14 protein-coding genes are annotated in these 16,477 nt (G+C 69.1%); 10 read left to right on the forward strand and 4 right to left on the reverse strand.

Translation table 11 applies throughout. The features are described from left to right. The first annotated feature begins 27 nt into the window (after positions 1-27). From ACWEWT_RS12645 to ACWEWT_RS12655, 3 genes are read left to right on the forward strand one after another with little or no spacing between them, the layout of a single operon-like run. A complete protein-coding gene (locus tag ACWEWT_RS12645; protein ID WP_452558527.1) occupies positions 28-1,068 on the forward strand; it encodes an ABC transporter substrate-binding protein in 1,041 nt (346 codons plus the stop codon). A gap of 17 nt (positions 1,069-1,085) precedes the next feature. Then, the gene (locus ACWEWT_RS12650) at positions 1,086-1,889 is read left to right on the forward strand and encodes an ABC transporter ATP-binding protein (protein WP_452558528.1); all 804 of its coding nucleotides are present in this window, start codon (positions 1,086-1,088) and stop codon (positions 1,887-1,889) included. Positions 1,890-1,930: 41 nt separating this feature from the next. Then, a complete protein-coding gene (locus ACWEWT_RS12655; protein ID WP_452558530.1) occupies positions 1,931-3,049 on the forward strand; it encodes a glycerate kinase in 1,119 nt (372 codons plus the stop codon). 138 nt (positions 3,050-3,187) lie between these two features. Here ACWEWT_RS12655 and ACWEWT_RS12660 read toward each other — a convergent pair whose 3' ends face one another. Beyond that, entirely contained in the window at positions 3,188-3,733 is a 546-nt protein-coding gene (locus tag ACWEWT_RS12660; protein WP_452558532.1) for a TetR/AcrR family transcriptional regulator, read from the reverse strand. Positions 3,734-3,822: 89 nt separating this feature from the next. Between ACWEWT_RS12660 and ACWEWT_RS12665 the strand changes: the two genes are divergently transcribed. Beyond that, a complete protein-coding gene (locus ACWEWT_RS12665) occupies positions 3,823-4,749 on the forward strand; it encodes a TIGR03620 family F420-dependent LLM class oxidoreductase (RefSeq protein ID WP_452558533.1) in 927 nt (308 codons plus the stop codon). Between the two features lie 116 nt (positions 4,750-4,865). Then, complete coding sequence (locus ACWEWT_RS12670; protein WP_452558534.1) at positions 4,866-5,084, forward strand: DUF2283 domain-containing protein; 219 nt, start codon at positions 4,866-4,868, stop codon at positions 5,082-5,084. A gap of 454 nt (positions 5,085-5,538) precedes the next feature. Here the strand turns inward: ACWEWT_RS12670 and ACWEWT_RS12675 are convergent, their stop codons facing one another. Next, entirely contained in the window at positions 5,539-7,434 is a 1,896-nt protein-coding gene (locus ACWEWT_RS12675; RefSeq protein WP_452558536.1) for a CASTOR/POLLUX-related putative ion channel, read from the reverse strand. 574 nt (positions 7,435-8,008) lie between these two features. Further along, on the reverse strand, positions 8,009-9,367 hold the full coding sequence (locus ACWEWT_RS12680; RefSeq protein WP_452558538.1) for an MFS transporter: 1,359 nt from the start codon (positions 9,365-9,367) through the stop codon (positions 8,009-8,011). Between the two features lie 178 nt (positions 9,368-9,545). Between ACWEWT_RS12680 and ACWEWT_RS12685 the strand changes: the two genes are divergently transcribed. Continuing rightward, positions 9,546-10,757 (forward strand): PucR family transcriptional regulator, encoded by a 1,212-nt coding sequence (locus tag ACWEWT_RS12685; protein WP_452558539.1) that lies wholly within the window; start codon positions 9,546-9,548, stop codon positions 10,755-10,757. On the opposite strand, the gene ACWEWT_RS12690 is transcribed toward ACWEWT_RS12685, so the two are convergent. Then, positions 10,744-11,817, reverse strand: coding sequence for a zinc-dependent alcohol dehydrogenase (locus tag ACWEWT_RS12690; protein WP_452558541.1), 1,074 nt, complete (start codon positions 11,815-11,817; stop codon positions 10,744-10,746). The genes ACWEWT_RS12685 and ACWEWT_RS12690 overlap by 14 nt on opposite strands. A gap of 249 nt (positions 11,818-12,066) precedes the next feature. Here ACWEWT_RS12690 and ACWEWT_RS12695 point away from each other — a divergent pair, with 249 nt between their 5' ends. The 4 genes from ACWEWT_RS12695 to ACWEWT_RS12710 are packed head-to-tail and all read left to right on the forward strand — an operon-like array spanning position 12,067 to position 16,467. Beyond that, on the forward strand, positions 12,067-13,236 hold the full coding sequence (locus ACWEWT_RS12695) for a thiolase domain-containing protein (RefSeq protein WP_452558542.1): 1,170 nt from the start codon (positions 12,067-12,069) through the stop codon (positions 13,234-13,236). Continuing rightward, the gene (locus ACWEWT_RS12700; RefSeq protein ID WP_452558544.1) at positions 13,233-14,825 is read left to right on the forward strand and encodes an AMP-binding protein; all 1,593 of its coding nucleotides are present in this window, start codon (positions 13,233-13,235) and stop codon (positions 14,823-14,825) included. The genes ACWEWT_RS12695 and ACWEWT_RS12700 overlap by 4 nt, the downstream gene beginning before the upstream one ends. Further along, the gene (locus ACWEWT_RS12705; protein WP_452558546.1) at positions 14,822-15,706 is read left to right on the forward strand and encodes a PCC domain-containing protein; all 885 of its coding nucleotides are present in this window, start codon (positions 14,822-14,824) and stop codon (positions 15,704-15,706) included. The genes ACWEWT_RS12700 and ACWEWT_RS12705 overlap by 4 nt, the downstream gene beginning before the upstream one ends. Next, positions 15,703-16,467, forward strand: a complete 765-nt coding sequence (locus ACWEWT_RS12710) for an SDR family NAD(P)-dependent oxidoreductase (protein ID WP_452558548.1) — start codon at positions 15,703-15,705, stop codon at positions 16,465-16,467. Before ACWEWT_RS12705 ends, ACWEWT_RS12710 begins: the two co-directional genes overlap by 4 nt. Positions 16,468-16,477: the final 10 nt, after the last annotated feature.

Genomic DNA, 16,477 nt, shown 5'->3' on the forward strand with positions numbered 1-16,477 from the left:
TATCCGGGCCACAGCTGGAGAACTCGCATGAAATTCGGAATTCGCACACTCACGACGATCGGCGCCGCCGCGGTGGCATCGGTCCTGGTACTGACCGGCTGCGGGGGCGGCGGCACCGACGCGAAGGATCCCGGCACCGACGGGAAGACCACCGCGGTGTCACTGATGCTCAACTGGTACCCCTACGGTGAGCACGCCCCGTTCTATTACGGGGTGCAAGAGGGCATATTCGCCAAGCACGGTATCGATCTGAAGATCTCGGCCGGACAGGGTTCGACCAAAACCGCGCAGGCCACCGGTTCCGGACAGACCGATTTCGGCTGGGCCGATACGCCGGCCGTCCTCGGCAATATCGACAAGGGCGTCGAGATCCAGAGTGTCGGCGTCTTCCTGCAGACCACGCCCTCGGCAGTGCAGGTATTCGCCGATTCGGATATCCGGACACCGGCCGATCTGGCGGGTAAGACCATTGCCGTCTCCGCGGGTGACGCACCGACCACGACCTTCCCGGTCTACCTCGACAAGGCGGGCGTTCCGGCGGATCAGGTGACCCAGCAGAGCCTCGACTCGGCGGGCAAGATGTCGGCGATGCTGGCCGGTCGCGTCGACGGGCTCATCGGATTCGCGCACGACCAGGGCCCCACCATCGCGAACAAGAGCGGTAGAGAGGTCCGTTACCTGCGGTATTCGGAACAGGGCCTGAACTTCTTCAGTAACGGCCTGATCGCGAACCGGGCCACCATCGAATCCTCGCCCGAGCTCGTACAGGCCATGGTGGACGCGACGAGCGAGGCCTTCGCCGCCGCGGTCGCGCAGCCGGAGGCGGCGGTCGCCGCGATGGTGGGCAAGGATCCGCAGCTGCCGCCGCAGCAGGTGCTGCTCCAGCAGTGGCAGCAGACCGTTCCGCTGCTCACCACACCGGAGACCGCGGGTAAGGCACCGGGTACCAATTCCGAGGCGGACTGGCGCGCCACCGTCGAGATCCTCAGCGGCGCGAAGCTCCTCGACAAGGCCGAGGACCCGGCCAAGTACTGGGCTTCGCAGTTCACACCCGCCGGCAAGCCGTGACCGGAGCAGGTGACGATATGAGTACACCCACCGATACCCTCGCCCGCACCGATACCGCGGTCGCGGTAGACGGCCTGACCGTACGGTTCTCGTCCAAACGCGGCGAGGTCACCGCATTGCACGATGTCGACCTGCACGTTCGCCGGGGCGAATTCGTCTCGATCGTCGGCCCCTCCGGTTGCGGCAAATCGACACTGCTGAAAGTCGTCGCCGGTCTCACCGATGCGAGTGGGGGCAGCGTCGAACTCGCCGGCGCCCCCGTGCGGGGGCCGCAGCGCAATATCGGTTACGTATTCCAGCGCGCCGCACTGCTGGAGTGGCGGACCGTGGGCAAGAACATTCTGCTCCAGGCCGAGATGCGCGGTATGAACAAACGCGCGGCCGCGGCCGAATGCGCGCGTCTCATCGAAATGACCGGACTCGGCGGTTTCGAGAACGCCCTCCCGCACGAACTCTCCGGTGGTATGCAGCAGCGCGTTTCGCTGTGCCGGGCGCTGCTGCACAAACCGGAAGTGCTGCTGATGGACGAGCCGTTCGGCGCTCTCGACGCGCTCACCAGGGAACGGATGAACGTCGAGCTGCATCGGATCTGGCGGGAAACGGGCACCACGGTACTGCTGGTCACCCATTCGGTCGCCGAGGCCGTATACCTCGCCAACCGGGTGGTCGTGATGAGTCCGCGTCCGGGCCGGATCGTCGAGCAGCTCGATGTCGATCTGCCCGCGCACCGGAAGTACGCCGCGACGATGGAGACACCGGAATTCATCACGGTCGCCAACCGGGTCCGGGATCTGCTCGGCTCGGCGGCGGCAGCGGACTGATATCGGATTCCCGCCCGACCCACCGACAGGAAGCCGACCACGTGAGGGTTCTGCTCGCCCCGGACAAGTTCAAAGGAAGTCTCTCCGCGGCCGAGGTGGCCGATCGGCTGGCGGCGGGTCTGGCGGCGGTCGGGGTCGGTAGTTACCGGATGCCGCTGGCCGACGGCGGTGACGGAAGCGTCGACGCCGCGGTTGCGGCCGGTTTCGCGCCGCATCCGGTGCGGGTGGCCGGGGCGGCGGGAACCCCGAGATACGGGCGGATCGGCATCGGTGACGGCACCGCGGTGGTCGAGGTCGCCGATACCTGCGGCCTCGCCACCCTGCCGACCGGTCGCCTGTTGCCCCTGGATGCGAGCAGTCTCGGTATGGGACAGGCGATCTCGCAAGCGTTGCGGTTTCGGCCGCGCCGAGTGGTTCTCGCCCTCGGCGGCAGTGCCAGCACCGACGGCGGTATGGGACTGCTCGCGGCCCTCGGCTTCACCTTCGCCGATGCGAGCGGAGTGCGACTGCGCGCGTGCGGGCGGAATCTGGGGCGGGTCCACACCGTCGACTCGTCGCGGGCGTTGCGCCCGACCGGGGTCGAGATCGTGGTCGCCGGAGATGTCACCAACCCGCTGCTCGGACCGGACGGTGCGGCGGCGGTCTACGGTCCGCAGAAGGGGGCCACCGACGCCGAGGTGCGGTTTCTCGATACCGGCCTGCGCAACCTCGTTCAGGCGTTCGTCCGCAGCGGCTACCCGGAGGCGACGGCCGCCGCGGCCGCGGCCGGAGCGGGTAGCGCGGGTGGTATGGGGTTCGCGGCGATACTGCTCGGCGGCACAGTCGTCTCCGGTGCCGAGTACTTTCTCGACTTGCTCGAATTCGATCGGCACCTGCCCGCCGCCGATCTGGTGGTCACCGGGGAAGGAAGTATCGACGAGCAGACCGCGAACGGGAAACTGCCCGCCGTGGTGGCCCGCCGCGCCCACCCTGTTCCGGTCGTCGCTGTCGCCGGTCGGAGCACACTGTCCCCGGACCGATGGGGCCCGGCGGGATTCACGGCGATCCACTCCCTCGGCGACTACACCGACCGCGATACCGCCGGCGATCCGGAACTGACCCGGCAATTGCTGACCCGCATCGGCCGGCGGATCGGCAGCAGCACGGCTGTGGCGCACTGAACTCGCTCACCCGGTGCGGAATCGCTGTGCCGGGGTTCGATCGCACGCGGTAGGGCGCCCGGGATCGGCCGCGCCGGGCTGCCGATGCCGCGATCGCCGCCGGGTGCCCGATTCCGGGCGGTCGGCGGTGTATCGGGGTTACGGAGTTTCGGCGATGCCGATTCCCCGGAGGACGGTACCGAGGAGGCGGTCGGCCTGCGCGGAGTCGGCACGGTGCTCGGTGGCCAGTCCGATACCGGCCACCAGGTGAACGAGATCGTCGGCGAGCGTATCGCTTCGGACGGTGCCATCATCCTTCGCGCGTGTGACCAGGCGCGAAGCCGTTTCTTCGATAGCTTTCCGGCACTGTGCGCTCTGCTCGGAGGTGCCGGTGAGTGCTGCCGCCCCGAGCCCTTTGTCCGTTCGGGTGTGCAGTAGCAGCGAGCCCAGCCATCGTGCCAGGGCGGTGTCGGCGTCGGGCAGGGACAGGAGGGCGGCGCCTTCCCCGCACAGGTTTTCGATCCGCTCGTTCAGGACCGCTGTGTGCAGGGTCTGCCGGTTCGGGAAGTGCCGATAGAGGGTTCCCGGCCCCACACCTGCCCGTCGGGCGATCTCGTTGAGCGACGCGTCCGGCCCGGATTCGGCGAACACCGCGGTCGCCGCCCGCAGGATCTGGTCGTAGTTGCGCCGCGCGTGCGATCTCATCCACACCTCTTGTGAACCGGAGAAGTTCTCCATATTCTATCCGGACAATACCGGAGAACCTCTCCGGTAAGAGTTCTGGAGGGAATCGGATGAAACAACAGGACCCGGGTGTCGTCGGGATATGGACGTGGGCCTTCGATCGGCAGCCCGCGACCGCGGTACGCGATGCCGCCGCCGAGATCGAGGAACTGGGTTTCGGGGCGCTCTGGTTCGGCGAAGGGCTCGGCCGGGACAGCATCGGACAGGCATGGCTGTTGCTGTCGGCCACCCGGAGGATCGTGGTGGCATCCGGGATCGCCAATGTCGCACTGCGGGATCCGATCTCGATGGTGACCGCCGAGCGGGCGCTCGGCGAGGCGTTCCCGGGCCGCTATCTCCTGGGGCTCGGTGGGCATCGGGTCGGTGGGCGTCCGGTCGCGGCGGGCGGATACACGATCCCCGCCGGAGGCCGGCCCCTGGCTCTGATGGGTGGGTATCTGGACGCGATGGACGCGGTGCCCGCCCAGGGGCCGGTCCCGGATCCTCCGGTCCGGCGGGTCATAGGCGCGCTGGGGCCGAAGATGCTGGATCTGGCGGCGCGGCGGACCTGGGGCGCGCACCCGTATTTCGTTCCGGTCGAACATACGGCTCGTGCCAGAGCGGTGCTGGGTCCGGAATCGTTCCTCGGCGTGGAGCAGCCGATCGTCTTCGATCCCGATATCGGCCGTGCCCGCGAACTCGCTCGATCCTATGTCGCCGCATACGCTTCCGGCGCTCCGCATCAAGCGGCCAATCTGCGCAGACTGGGTTTCGGCGACGACGATATCGCCGGTCCCAGCGACCGGCTCGTCGACGCGATCATGGTCTACGGCGATCTGAACGCGATCGAGGAACGAGTGCGCGGGCATCTGTCGGCGGGCGCGGACCATGTCTGTCTGCAGATCGTGGGCACCGATCCTGCCGCTCTACCGCTGCGGGAATGGCGCGAACTGTCGGCGATCGTGCCGGCCGTGTCCACCCGTCCGATGGTTCCGTGATCAGTCGCCCCCGGTCGCGACGTGGCGGTCCCGAACACCGGTCGCGCAGTGGTGGGTACGGGGAGAAACCGGCCATCCGGTGCCGACGGGCCGGGCCGGATGGGACCCTTGCGAACATGCACGTGACCTATGATCCCGCCGCCGACGCTGCCTATCTCGCGGTGAAACCGTCCATCGGCGCCGGTGAAGCCGTGCGCCAGCACCGGGTGCCGATCGACAAGGCGGAATTGGTACTCGATTTCGACGAGAACGACCGGTTGCTCGGTATAGAGGTCCTCGGGGCGGGCGTCGTCCTTCCCGCGGAGGTGCTGGAGGCCGCGCGACGCCCGGAATGATGCCCGGCAGCGGGCTGCGCGTCACGCCGAGACTGTGCGGGAGTGCGTGCTGGAGCTGCTCGTCGCATCCATATGGGCCGGCGCAGCTCGTCCGAACCGCGCGCTGCTTTCCGACGCCGCCGAAATCGCAGTGGAGTACCCCGTTCCCGCTCTCACCGTGCCGGATCCGCACCCGGTTGTGTGTTGTGCGGTGTGCGCGCTCACCTGTGCGCGTTGCTGGGCTGCGCTGTATACGGGGGAATCGAACCCCGCGCACTGCCCTTGGCGCGCCAGGAGGTGACCGATTACCCGTCGGTCCAGCGGGTCGGTGCGCGCCTCCGTGCCGGCTACCTGCTCCACTGCTTCGTATTCCTCGAGCGCCGTGTCGGCTTCGGCGAGCTTTCGGTGACGGCCATGGAGTTCGAGTATCGCCTACCGGGGCGGTTCTGCTCGGTGGGTCGGTCCCGGCTGTCGGTCAGTCTTCGGCGATCACGATCACGCTGTCCAGCGCGGACAGCGTGATCGCGGTGTCCTTGGGCGGGTTGAGGGTGACACCGTAGGCCGGTGGACGGCCCGCGTGGCGATGGAGTCGGTAGCCGATCGCCGCCTGCCCGCGCAACCGCGCCGCATGGACGACGGTGGCGAAGTTGATCTCGGTGTCGACGGTGACGTAGTCCGGGGCGGGCTTGAGGTAGATCTCCGAGCCGCTCGGATCGAACAGATCGGTGAACACCGCGTGCAGATGGCGGTTCTCGGCGAGCTGGGTGAGCAGCAGGCTGATCAGTTTGCTGCTGACGATGAAATCGTCCGCCCTGGTGACCTGCGCGATCTCCCGGTTCGCGTCGTCGTTCATCTCGGTGACGATCGAATACGGATCGCCCAGCCGGACTTCGATGTCCCGTAGATGCAGCAGGGTCACCAGGGTCCGGTCGTCGGCGCGGTCCTCCTCGAGCAGATCGTCGGTGAGCACGATGACGTGCTGGTAGCTACCCGGGTTCACCGCCTCCAGCGAGCGCCGGCTGGTCGGCTCGCAGGTCCGATAACCGACAGTCAGATTGGCTCGCGGACCGTCGGTGATATCAGCGGGCGGGGGATGCGGAGCCGCGATATCGAGTACCGAGCCGGGGGCGACGTACTCGTCGAGCAGCCCGAGAATGCGCGGGCCGCGTGAATTCCAACCGATCAGCAGGGTCCGGTCGGGCGCGGTGCCGGGAGCGTCGTCGGGGACTTTCACCAGGGCCTCGGTGACCACGGGCACCGGCTCGGTCGCCAATTCCACCAGCAGGTCGTCCTCGGCGATCACGATGATCTGGTCGTCCGCGCCGATCACGGTGTCCATCGGCGGGTTCACCGCCACCGTCCCGTCGCCGCGGCGCAGTCCCACCGGGCAGCTCGTGTTGTAGGCACTCAGCGCGTCACCGAAGGTCTGCCCGGCCAGAGTGGGCTCCGCCCGCAGGTAGAGACCGTTGCCGGCGAAGTCGAGCAGGTCCGTGCACACCGTGGACAGGCCCGACTGGCGATGCGACTGGACCACGATCCGCACCGTGATGTCCTCGGCATCGATGACCAGCGTGTCCGCGTCGGTGGCCAGCCGGGCCGCGGCCACATCCTCCGACTGCCGTACCGCGGTGACGATATGCGGCCGCCGCGCCGGCCACGGCCGGTTGTTCAGCAGCAGTAGGGCTTTGATCACGTCGATATCGGCATCGTCGCCCGGCCGCGGCAGCACGATGATCGACTTGGCGGTGTCCAGGCTGACCAGCTCCAGATCGCTGCGTTTGAGCGGGCTGCCCGACCGGCAGGTCACCCGGGTGCGGCCGGTGGCGCCGACCCGGGCCCGGATCTGGTCCTCCATATCGACTTTGTCCCGGTCGGCCAGGACCACCACGCTCGAGCGGCGAGTTCTCTCGTTCGCGGTGGCCAGTTCGGACACCACGGTGAACACCTGATCCGACCAGCCCAGCACGACCGTGTGCCCGGCCTCGATCAGCGGCGCCCGGCCCTTGCGCAGTTCCGCGATCCGATGTTCCATCCCGGTCACGAGCACACCGATCAACGAACTGACGATGAAGATCCCGCCGAGGGTCACCACCAGCATCAGCACCAGGAACGGCACACTGAACACGGTCGCGTCGTCGCTGCCCATGGTTCCGGGATCGAGCGTGCGCAGCAGACTCATCCACGCCACACCCACCCAGCCGCCCTTGACACCCGCGACATCGGCCGGTGCGAGCAGTGCGGCCAGCACCGTGGTCACCCCGATCAGCACCGCTGATGCCAGGCCCAGCCATCCGATCAGGGCCGGTGTACCGCGATCCATCGTCCGGTCGAACCAGAATCGCAGCCGGTCCCGCACTCTGATCCTGGCCACTCGCACCCCTACTCACACCCACACGCACCACAACTCTTCGATGACGAAGGTAGCTGCCCGCGGCGAATCCTGCACTACCGAAACAACATCCGCGTCCGGCTCCGTGACGGCGCGAGCGAGCACGGCACTGTCTCGTCGCCGGGAGGATCTTCGGGGCGGCCGCGGACGAGGCGGGTCGCAGCCGGCTCGGCGTGCACCACCACGCTCTTCTGCCAGCGGCCTCGTGCGGGGAAACGGCAACCGGGGTGACGCGATCGCGGTCCGCCCAACGGCATCGAACTATGGGGCATGCGGCGATCACGGGCGGCGAACAGAGCACGGGCACAGCGCCCCGCGTCTCTCCCTCATCGAGTTACGCGGGGCGCCGACCGGATTGTTGGTGCGAGGGTGGCCGAGCCGGCCGATTCCGCACGTCGGCGTGGAGGCCGCCCTCCGCGGGCGAGCGAAGGGCGACGAGACCACTGCGATCAGCGCCCGCACGATGCCGACCCGGATGCTGCTGCCGGAACGACCGGGCCGGCCGTGATGTCGGGGGATCGACCCGCCGGCGATGCTGCCGAGGTCCGCGCCGGCCTCAGCGAGCTCCGAGGTGTTCGTCGGCAGCGGCCAGACGGCCGCGCAGGAACAGCAGCAGGCCCACGGCCATCGCCATGAAGGCACCGACCACCCACATACCTGCCTTCGAGGTGCCGGTCGCGTCGAGCAGCCATCCGGTCATGTACGGGGCGAGGAGTCCGGCGGACGCGCCGATCGTGTTCACCAGGGCGATACCGGCGGCGGCGCCGGCGCCGGTCAGGAATGTGGTCGGCAGGTACCAGAAGATCGGCAGGGCGGAGAAGATGCCGATCGCCGTGAGGCTGATGACGATCATGGTGAGCAACGGTGTCTGCATGTACATCGCGACCGGCACACTGACCGTCGCGAGCACGGTCGGGGCGATGACGTGCCACATGCGCTCGTGCTTCCGGTCGGAGCGGCGTGACCACAGGATCATCGCGATCGACGCGAGCAGGAACGGAACGGCGACGATCATGCCGTTCTGGGCGATCGAGAACGTCGTATCGAATTGCTCGGCGAATCCGGCCACGATGGTCGGGAGGAAGAAGCTGATCGCGAACAGTCCGTAGCCGATGCCGAAGTAGGTCATGCCCAGCAGCCACACCATCGGGTTGCGCAGCGAACTGCGCGCGGACCCGTGCCCCGTTTCCGCCGTCTCGGAGTGCTCGGACTCCATCTTGTCGTCGAGCCAGGTGCGTTCCTCGGCGGTCAGCCACCGGGCCTGCCGGGGGCGGTCGGTGAGGTAGAACCACGCGGCGATACCGAGCAGGACGGTCGGGATGCCCTCGACGAGGAACATCACGCGCCAGCCCTCGAGCCCGAACAGGCCGTGCCAGTACTGGATGATCGCGGCCGAGATCGGCGCTCCGAAGGCACTCGAGAGCGGAAGGGCGACCATGAACACACCGACCAGGCGGACCCGCACCGCCCGCGGGAACCAGAACGTCAGGTACAGCATGATGCCGGGGAAGAACCCGGCTTCGGCGATACCGAGCAGCACGCGGGCGATGTTCAGCGACGTCGCATCGGGTACGAAAGCCATGAGTGCGGCGATGGCGCCCCACGAGACGAGGATCCGCGCGATCCAGCGTCGCGCGCCGAACTTGTGCAGTGCGAGATTGCTGGGTACTTCGAGAAGGATGTAGCCGACGAAGAACAAACCACTGGCCAGGCCGTACATGGTCTCGGTCAGACCGAGGTCCGCGCTCATCGTCAGTTTGGCGAACGAGATGTTCGTGCGGTCGATGTAGTTCAGGAAGTACGCGAGACCCAGAAACGGGATCAGGCGGATCGCGACCTTGCGCATCACGCGGTTCGCCATCTGGTCGTTTTCCGCCGGTACCGGCGTGGCCGGCAGGTGGGTGGGTGACGTCATCGTCGCTCCAGTCTCGTCCTCGGAGCCCGTCGCCTGGTGACGGGCTCACCCACCTTGCACCCCGGGTGACCTGTGTCACGACCGTTCGGTGACGAAGTCCGAGCACCCGATTTCCTCTCTTTGTCGAACGGCAGGTGGTGGGGGCAGGGGCCGGCGGCCGCCGGTAGCATCCGGGCATATGTCGCGAGAGAGCGTGCAGGCCGTCGTCGACCGATTCGCCGACGAACTCGGCCGGTCGGTCGTGGTGAACGATCCCGACGTGCGGATGCTGTTCGCGAGCCGCCATTTCGGCGACGAGGATCCGGTCCGGATCCGGGCGATGCTCAACCGGGATGCCGGTAGCGAGGCGATCGGGTTCCTGCTGGCGAGCGGTATCGGCCAGTGGACGCGGCCCGGCCGGATCCCGGGTTCGGAGGCGCTCGGTCTGCACGCGCGTGCGGGGGTGCCGATCCGGTGGCGTGGCGAGGTACTCGGGATGATCCTGGTGATCGACGCCGACGGCACCGTCAGCGACGCCGACCTGGCCCGGATCGCGGAGGTCGCCGCGGAGATCGCGCCCCTGATGGTCTCCGATCGTGCTGCGCAGGATTCCGCCCGGTCGGAGGCACTGGTGAGCGCGGTACTCGGGACCGACGAGATGGCGCGCGAAGCCGCGCTCGGCGAGCTGCACGTCGTGGCGGGCCCGGTCCGCGTCGTCACCCTGGTCTGCGGTTCCGGTACCGATCCCGACCTGGCCGCGATCGCCCTGCGGCATGCGCTGGCGGCGGCCCGCTCCCGCAGTCGCGGCAACACCCTGTACGCGGTCACCGGCGAGACCGGGCACATCATCTATCCCGCCACCGCACCGCAGGGTCTCGATACCGTTGTCGCGGAAGCGCGGGCGATGACCCGCGATGCCACCGATGTGGCAGGCCGCGGTGCGGCGGTCACGGCGGGAGTGGGCGCCCCGGCGCCGGCGTTCGCACAGGCGTGGGTCTCCGGCCGGCAGGCGGGACTGGCGGCGACGATCGCGCGGCGGTTCGGCGGCGATCCCGTGGTCGCCTGGGAACGTGCCGGTGTGCGCGGTCTGCTCGCGCGAATCCCGGCCGCCGAGCTCGACGTGACCGCGGTGCCGCAAGAATTGCGCCGGCTCGCCGAGGCGGACCGGTCGGGACGCCTGCTGGAGACACTGCGGGCCTTCCTCGACCACGCCGGATCCGGGCCGGCCGCCGCCGATGCGTTGTTCATCCACCGCACGACGCTGTACTACCGGCTCGACCGGATCCGGGACGCCATCGGTGCCGACCTCGACGACGGCGATGTACGACTACACCTGCACCTCGGTCTGCGGGTCGCCGAACTGATGCGGGCCGAGGGAATCGAACCGTTCCCCGGGCTCAGGGCACGGTGAGCGCGGCCGCAGCGCCCGCGGGTACGCCCTGCGGGTAGAGCACCACCTTGCACGCGTCGCCGCTGAGCAGCTCGATCGCCAGTTCCACGTCCTCCAGCTCCAGCCGGTGCGAGACCAGTCGCGACAGGTCGACCGAACCCGACGCGACCAGGCCGGCGAGTTCGGTCCACGATTCCCAGATCCGGCGGCCGAAGCTGCCCTTGAGGGTGATGCCCCGGCTGATCAGGTGCCGGGTCGCGGCCAGCTCGAGCGGTCGGCTCGTCAAGCCGACGCTGACGACGGTGCCCTCGCGGCGGGTGACCTCGAGTGCGGATTCGAGCGCGGACAGCGCCCCCGAACACTCGAGGACCAGGTCCACGCCCTCGGCGGGCCCGGTCAGCGCGCGTACACGTTCGGCCAGGTCCGCACCTGCCGCGACCGGTGTGCCGCCCAGCGCGGCGGCCATCGCGGCGCGGTGCGGGTTGGGCTCGACCACGAGTACCTCGGCGCCCCTCGCCCTGGCGATCTGCAGGGCCGCGAGCCCGACCGGACCGGCTCCGCTGACCAGTACGTGACTGCCGATGAGGTCCAGTCCACTGCGCTGGACCGCGTGCATCGCGCTGCCCGCGGGCTCCAGCAGTGCGGCTGCCTCGAGGGTCAGCTCGTCGGGCACCCGGAAGCAGGTCGAGGCGGGGAGCACGACCCGTTCGGCGAACGCGCCGTCGATCGTCAGCCCCAGCAGGTCCATGCGCAGGCAGTTGTGGGCGTTGCCGCGACGGCACTGGAAGCATTCCAGGCACGCCACATGGGTCTCGACGGCCACCCGCTCGCCGACCCGCAGCGTAATGACATCCGGCGCCACCTCGACGACCGTGCCCGCGCATTCGTGGCCGGTGACCACGGGCAGCCGCAGGCCCAGATCGCGTACGGCCTGCCCGTACTCGTAGGTCTCCCGGTCGGTGCCGCATACCGATACCGCGCCCACCTCGATACGTACCTCGCCCGCCGCGAGACCGGCTTCGCGATGGTCGGTCACCAGGTCCAAACCCGGCGCCGGCTCGGTCTTGAGCACTGCTCGCACGGCGTCACTCCTCGTCGCTCGATCGCTGTCCGCTGATTGTCGAGGTGACGCCGGACAGCGGGCATCGAGCCGGGAGTGAGGAATCGGCCCGTTCTTTCCTACCCCTGTCGCAAACAGCTTCTTCGACAACGGGAGGAAAACACCGCGGATCCTCTCGTCCGGCGGCGGTGCCACCGCGCTCGGTATACGACGACCATGGCAGGGCGTGAGGAGGTGATCCGCCTCACGTGAGACGAGGAGAGGACCGACGTGACCGCACCGCACATCATCGGCTGGGCCCATACCCGCTTCGGCCGCAGCGAGAGTCCCGACGTCGAGGCATTGCTGGCCGAGGTCTCGGTCGCCGCGGTCGCCGACGCCGGGCTCGCGCCGTCCGACGTCGACGTCGTCACGGTGGGCGTGTTCAACAACGGCTTCTCCCGTCAGGGTTTCGAGGGCGCACTGGTCGGTGCGGGATGCCCCGAGCTCGCTCTGGTCCGGTCCACCCACGTCGAGAACGCCTGTGCCACCGGCAGTGCCGCGCTGTACACGGCGCTCGACAATCTGGAGGCCGGCCGGGGCCGGGTCGCGCTGGTCGTCGGCGCGGAGAAGATGACCGCGACACCGAACGACGAGATCAACGACATCCTGCTGGCGGGTTCGCACCGCGCCACCGAGGCGGACGCGGGCAGTTTCGCCGGGGTGTTCGCGGGACTGGCCGACCGGTACGCCGGCCGATACGGCGACCCGCACGACGCGATGGCCCGGATCGCCGCCAAGAACCACCGCAACGGCGTGGACAACCCGTACGCGCATCTGCGGCGTGACCTCGGATTCGATTTCTGCGCCACCCCGTCGGCGAAGAACCCGACGGTCGTCGGACGTCTGCTGCGCACCGACTGCTCGCTGGTCTCCGACGGCGCCGCCGCGCTGGTCGTGGCGCTCCCCGAGGTCGCGGCCGGCGCCCGCCGTTCGGTACGTATCGCGGGCCGCGCGCACGCCAACGATCATCTGGCCATCGCGCGACGCGCGGACGCCCTGGCCTTCGACGGCGCGGCCCGCGCGTTCCGCGGCGCACTCGCCGAGGCCGGGGTCACCCTCGACGACCTCGATCTGCTCGAAACGCACGACTGTTTCACGATCGCGGAGTTGTTGCAGTACGAGGCATTCGGTCTCGCCGCGCCCGGCAAGGGTGCCGAAGTGCTGGCCGAGGGCCGCACCGAGCGTGACGGCACGTTGCCGGTCAATCGGTCCGGCGGGCTCAAGGCCAAGGGGCACCCGCTGGGCGCTACCGGCGTTTCTCAGCACGTCATGGCCGCGATGCAGCTGACCGGTGAGGCCGGTGATATGCAGTTGCCGACCGTGGACCGGGCGGCCGTCTTCAACATGGGTGGTGCGGCGGTCGCCAATTACGCCACCGTCCTGGAGGGAACTCGATGACCGCCACCGCCCGCCGGGCCGCCAACCTGGCCGAGATACTGAGCCAGACCGCCCGCCGCCTGCCCGGCGGCACGGCCGTCGTGCACGGTTCCGTCCGGTGGACCTGGCGTGACCTCGACCGGCGGGTCGACGCGCTGGCGGCGGAACTCGCGCGTCGCGGTGTCGGGAAGGGCGATGTCGTCCTGATCGACAGCCCGAATCATCCGGAGTTCGTGCAGGCGATGTTCGCGAGCTGGCGCGTCGGAGCCGTACTGGCGCCGGTGAATTCGCGCCTGCACGACGACGATGTCGTCGTGATCGCGGGTGTGTGCCGGCCGAGTGTGCTGATCGGCCACGCGTCGACGGTGTCGCATATCGACGCGGTGCTGGCGGCCTACGCACCGGCCGGGGGTGTGTTGTGGATCGACGGTATCGACGCCGATGCGGTCGCGGCCGTACCGGGGGTGAAATCGCCTGCCCCCGTACCCACCTGGGTGGGCGACCCCGCGTGGTACTTCTTCACCTCGGGTACGAGCGGTACCCCGAAAGCCGCGATCCTCACCCACGACCAGCTCGGGTTCGTCGTGAACAACCATCTCGCCGACCTGATGCCCGCCACCGACCACCGGCACGTATCGCTCGTCGTCGCGCCGCTGTCCCATGGTGCCGGTGTGCACCTGCTGCCCCAGGTCGCGCGCGGCGCGGCCACCATCCTGCCGACGTCGGCCGGCCTCGATGCCGAAGAGGTATGGGGTCTGGTCGAATCCGAGCGGGTGACCAATATGTTCACGGTCCCGACAATTCTCAAGATGCTCGTCGACCATCCGGCAGTCGACCGGTACGACCATTCGTCGCTGCGCTATGTGATCTATGCGGGTGCCCCGATGTACACACCGGACCAGGAGCGGGCCCGTTCGCTGCTCGGCGAGGTGCTGGTGCAGTACTACGGACTGGCGGAGGTGACCGGCAATATCACCGTGCTGCCGAGCGCCGAACACGGGCGACCGGTGCCGGCCGGGCTTTCGGCCGGTACCTGCGGCTACCCGCGCACCGGGATGCTCGTCAGCGTCCAGGACGAGACCGGTGCCGAGGTGCCGGCCGGGGAGATCGGCGAGCTGTGCGTCGCCGGGCCGGCCGTCTTCGCCGGATATCTCGACAACCCGGCGGCCGACGCCGCGGCGTTCCGGGACGGCTGGTTCCGCACCGGCGATCTCGGCGTCATGGACGAGGACGGCTATGTGTACGTGACGGGGCGGTCTTCGGATATGTACATCTCGGGCGGTTCGAATATCCACCCGCGCGATATCGAGGAGAAGATCCTCACCCACGAGGCGATCGACGAAGTCGCGGTGCTGGGTGTACCGGATCCGAAGTGGGGCGAGGTCGGTGTCGCGGTATGCGTCCGCGGCGACGGTGCCGCGGTGACGGCCGAGGAACTGACGGCGTGGCTCGGTGCGCGGATGGCGCGGTACAAGCTGCCCCGCCACATCCTGTTCTGGGACGCCCTGCCGAAGTCCGGCTACGGCAAGATCGTCAAACGCACCATCCGCGACGAACTCGCCGCACAGGGGTGGGGACCGTACGCGACCGCACCGCAGGAGGTCTCGTGACCACGCCCGGCACCTTCGCGGCCCTGGACCACCCGGGCCCGGTCGCGCGGCAACGCCTCGAATCGGTGCGCAGCGGCACCGTCACCCGTCGCGCGTCCCTGCCACCCGGTCGCCGGCTCGTCGACGCGATCGACGCGGAGCTGGCCCGGCTGGGCCTCGACTCCGCGCAGGTCGAATTGCTCGGCGGGCCGCTGGCCCGGGTGTCGTACTGCATACCGGATCTGTGCGCGGACGGTACACGCGCCGCCTGGTACAGCGAGACCCGCGAGGCCGTGACCCCGGTAACGCTGGCCGGTGGCAGCGCGACCGTCGGCCGCCGGGACGGCGAGCGGTTCATGCACTGCCACGCGGCGTGGTTCGATGCCCACGGCGATCTGCGCGGGGGACACCTCTGGCCGGACACCGTGGTCGGGGCGACACCGGTCGAGGTCGTGCTGCACGCGTTCGACGCGGTCGTGCTCAGCAGCGGTGTGGACGACGAGACGCTGATGCCGGTGTTCACGCCCGCCGCGGTACCCGCGGCCGGGTCCGGGTCCGGGCGCGCCGTGATGACCCGCGTGCGGCCCGGCGTCGAGATCCACGACGCGGTGCGCGACGTCATGACCGAGAACGGGTTCGAACGCGCATCGGTGCGGGGCAGCCTCGGCAGTCTCGTCGGCGCGACCCTGCTGCGGGACGGCGGTACCGTCCGTGCCGACGGACCGGCGACGGAAGTGGCGTTGGCCGGCCATGCCGTACGGGCCGTCGACCGGTCGTTCGAGGCGCACCTGTCGGCGTTCGTCATGGACCGCTACGACAACGTGCTGGTGGGCGAGTTGGCCGAACGCGGCAACCTGGTCGCGGTCACGTTCGAACTGTTCGTCGAGGAGATCGCGCGATGACGGGACGACTGACCGGCGGTGTCGCGCTGGTGTTCGGCGCCGGGTCGAGCGGTGCCGGACTGAGCAACGGCGAGGCGGCGGCCCGCACCTACGCGGCCGAGGGCGCCCGGGTCGTGACGATAGACCGCGATATCGCCGAGGCGGAGCGGGTCGCCGAGGAGATCTCCGCGGCCGGGGGAGTGGCGCTCGCGGTGCGCGCCGACGTGACGGTCGAGGACGAGGTGGCACGCGCCGTGGCCGAATCGGTTTCGGTGTTCGGCCGACCGACGGTGCTGCATCACAATGTGGGTGTCCCTGTGGACGGTTCGGTGCTCGACCTGTCCCGCGCGCAGTGGGACAACTCCGTGGCGGTCAATCTGACCGGAGTGTTCCTCACTACCCGGCACGTGCTGCCGCATTTTCTCGCCGCGGGCCGTGGCGCGATCGTGACGGTGTCGTCGGTCGCCGCCATCCGTGACACCGGCTACGTGTACCCGGCGTACAACGCCACGAAAGCAGCCGTGAACCAGCTGACGATATCGCTGGCACTCACCTATGCCGCCGAGGGGATCCGGGCGAACGCCGTCCTGCCCGGCATGATCGATACGCCGCTGGTCGCGGCCCGCGACCGTGCCGCCCGTGATGCGGCCAGCCCCACCGGCCGAGTCGGGTCGCCGTGGGATGTCGCCCGCGCGGCGGCGTTCCTGGCATCCGACGACGCGGCCTATATCAACGGCGTATGTCTGCCCGTCGACGGCGGACTGTCGGCGAGATGCCGGTGAGCATCCGCGA

The organism is Nocardia sp. NPDC003963, assembly GCF_053605105.1.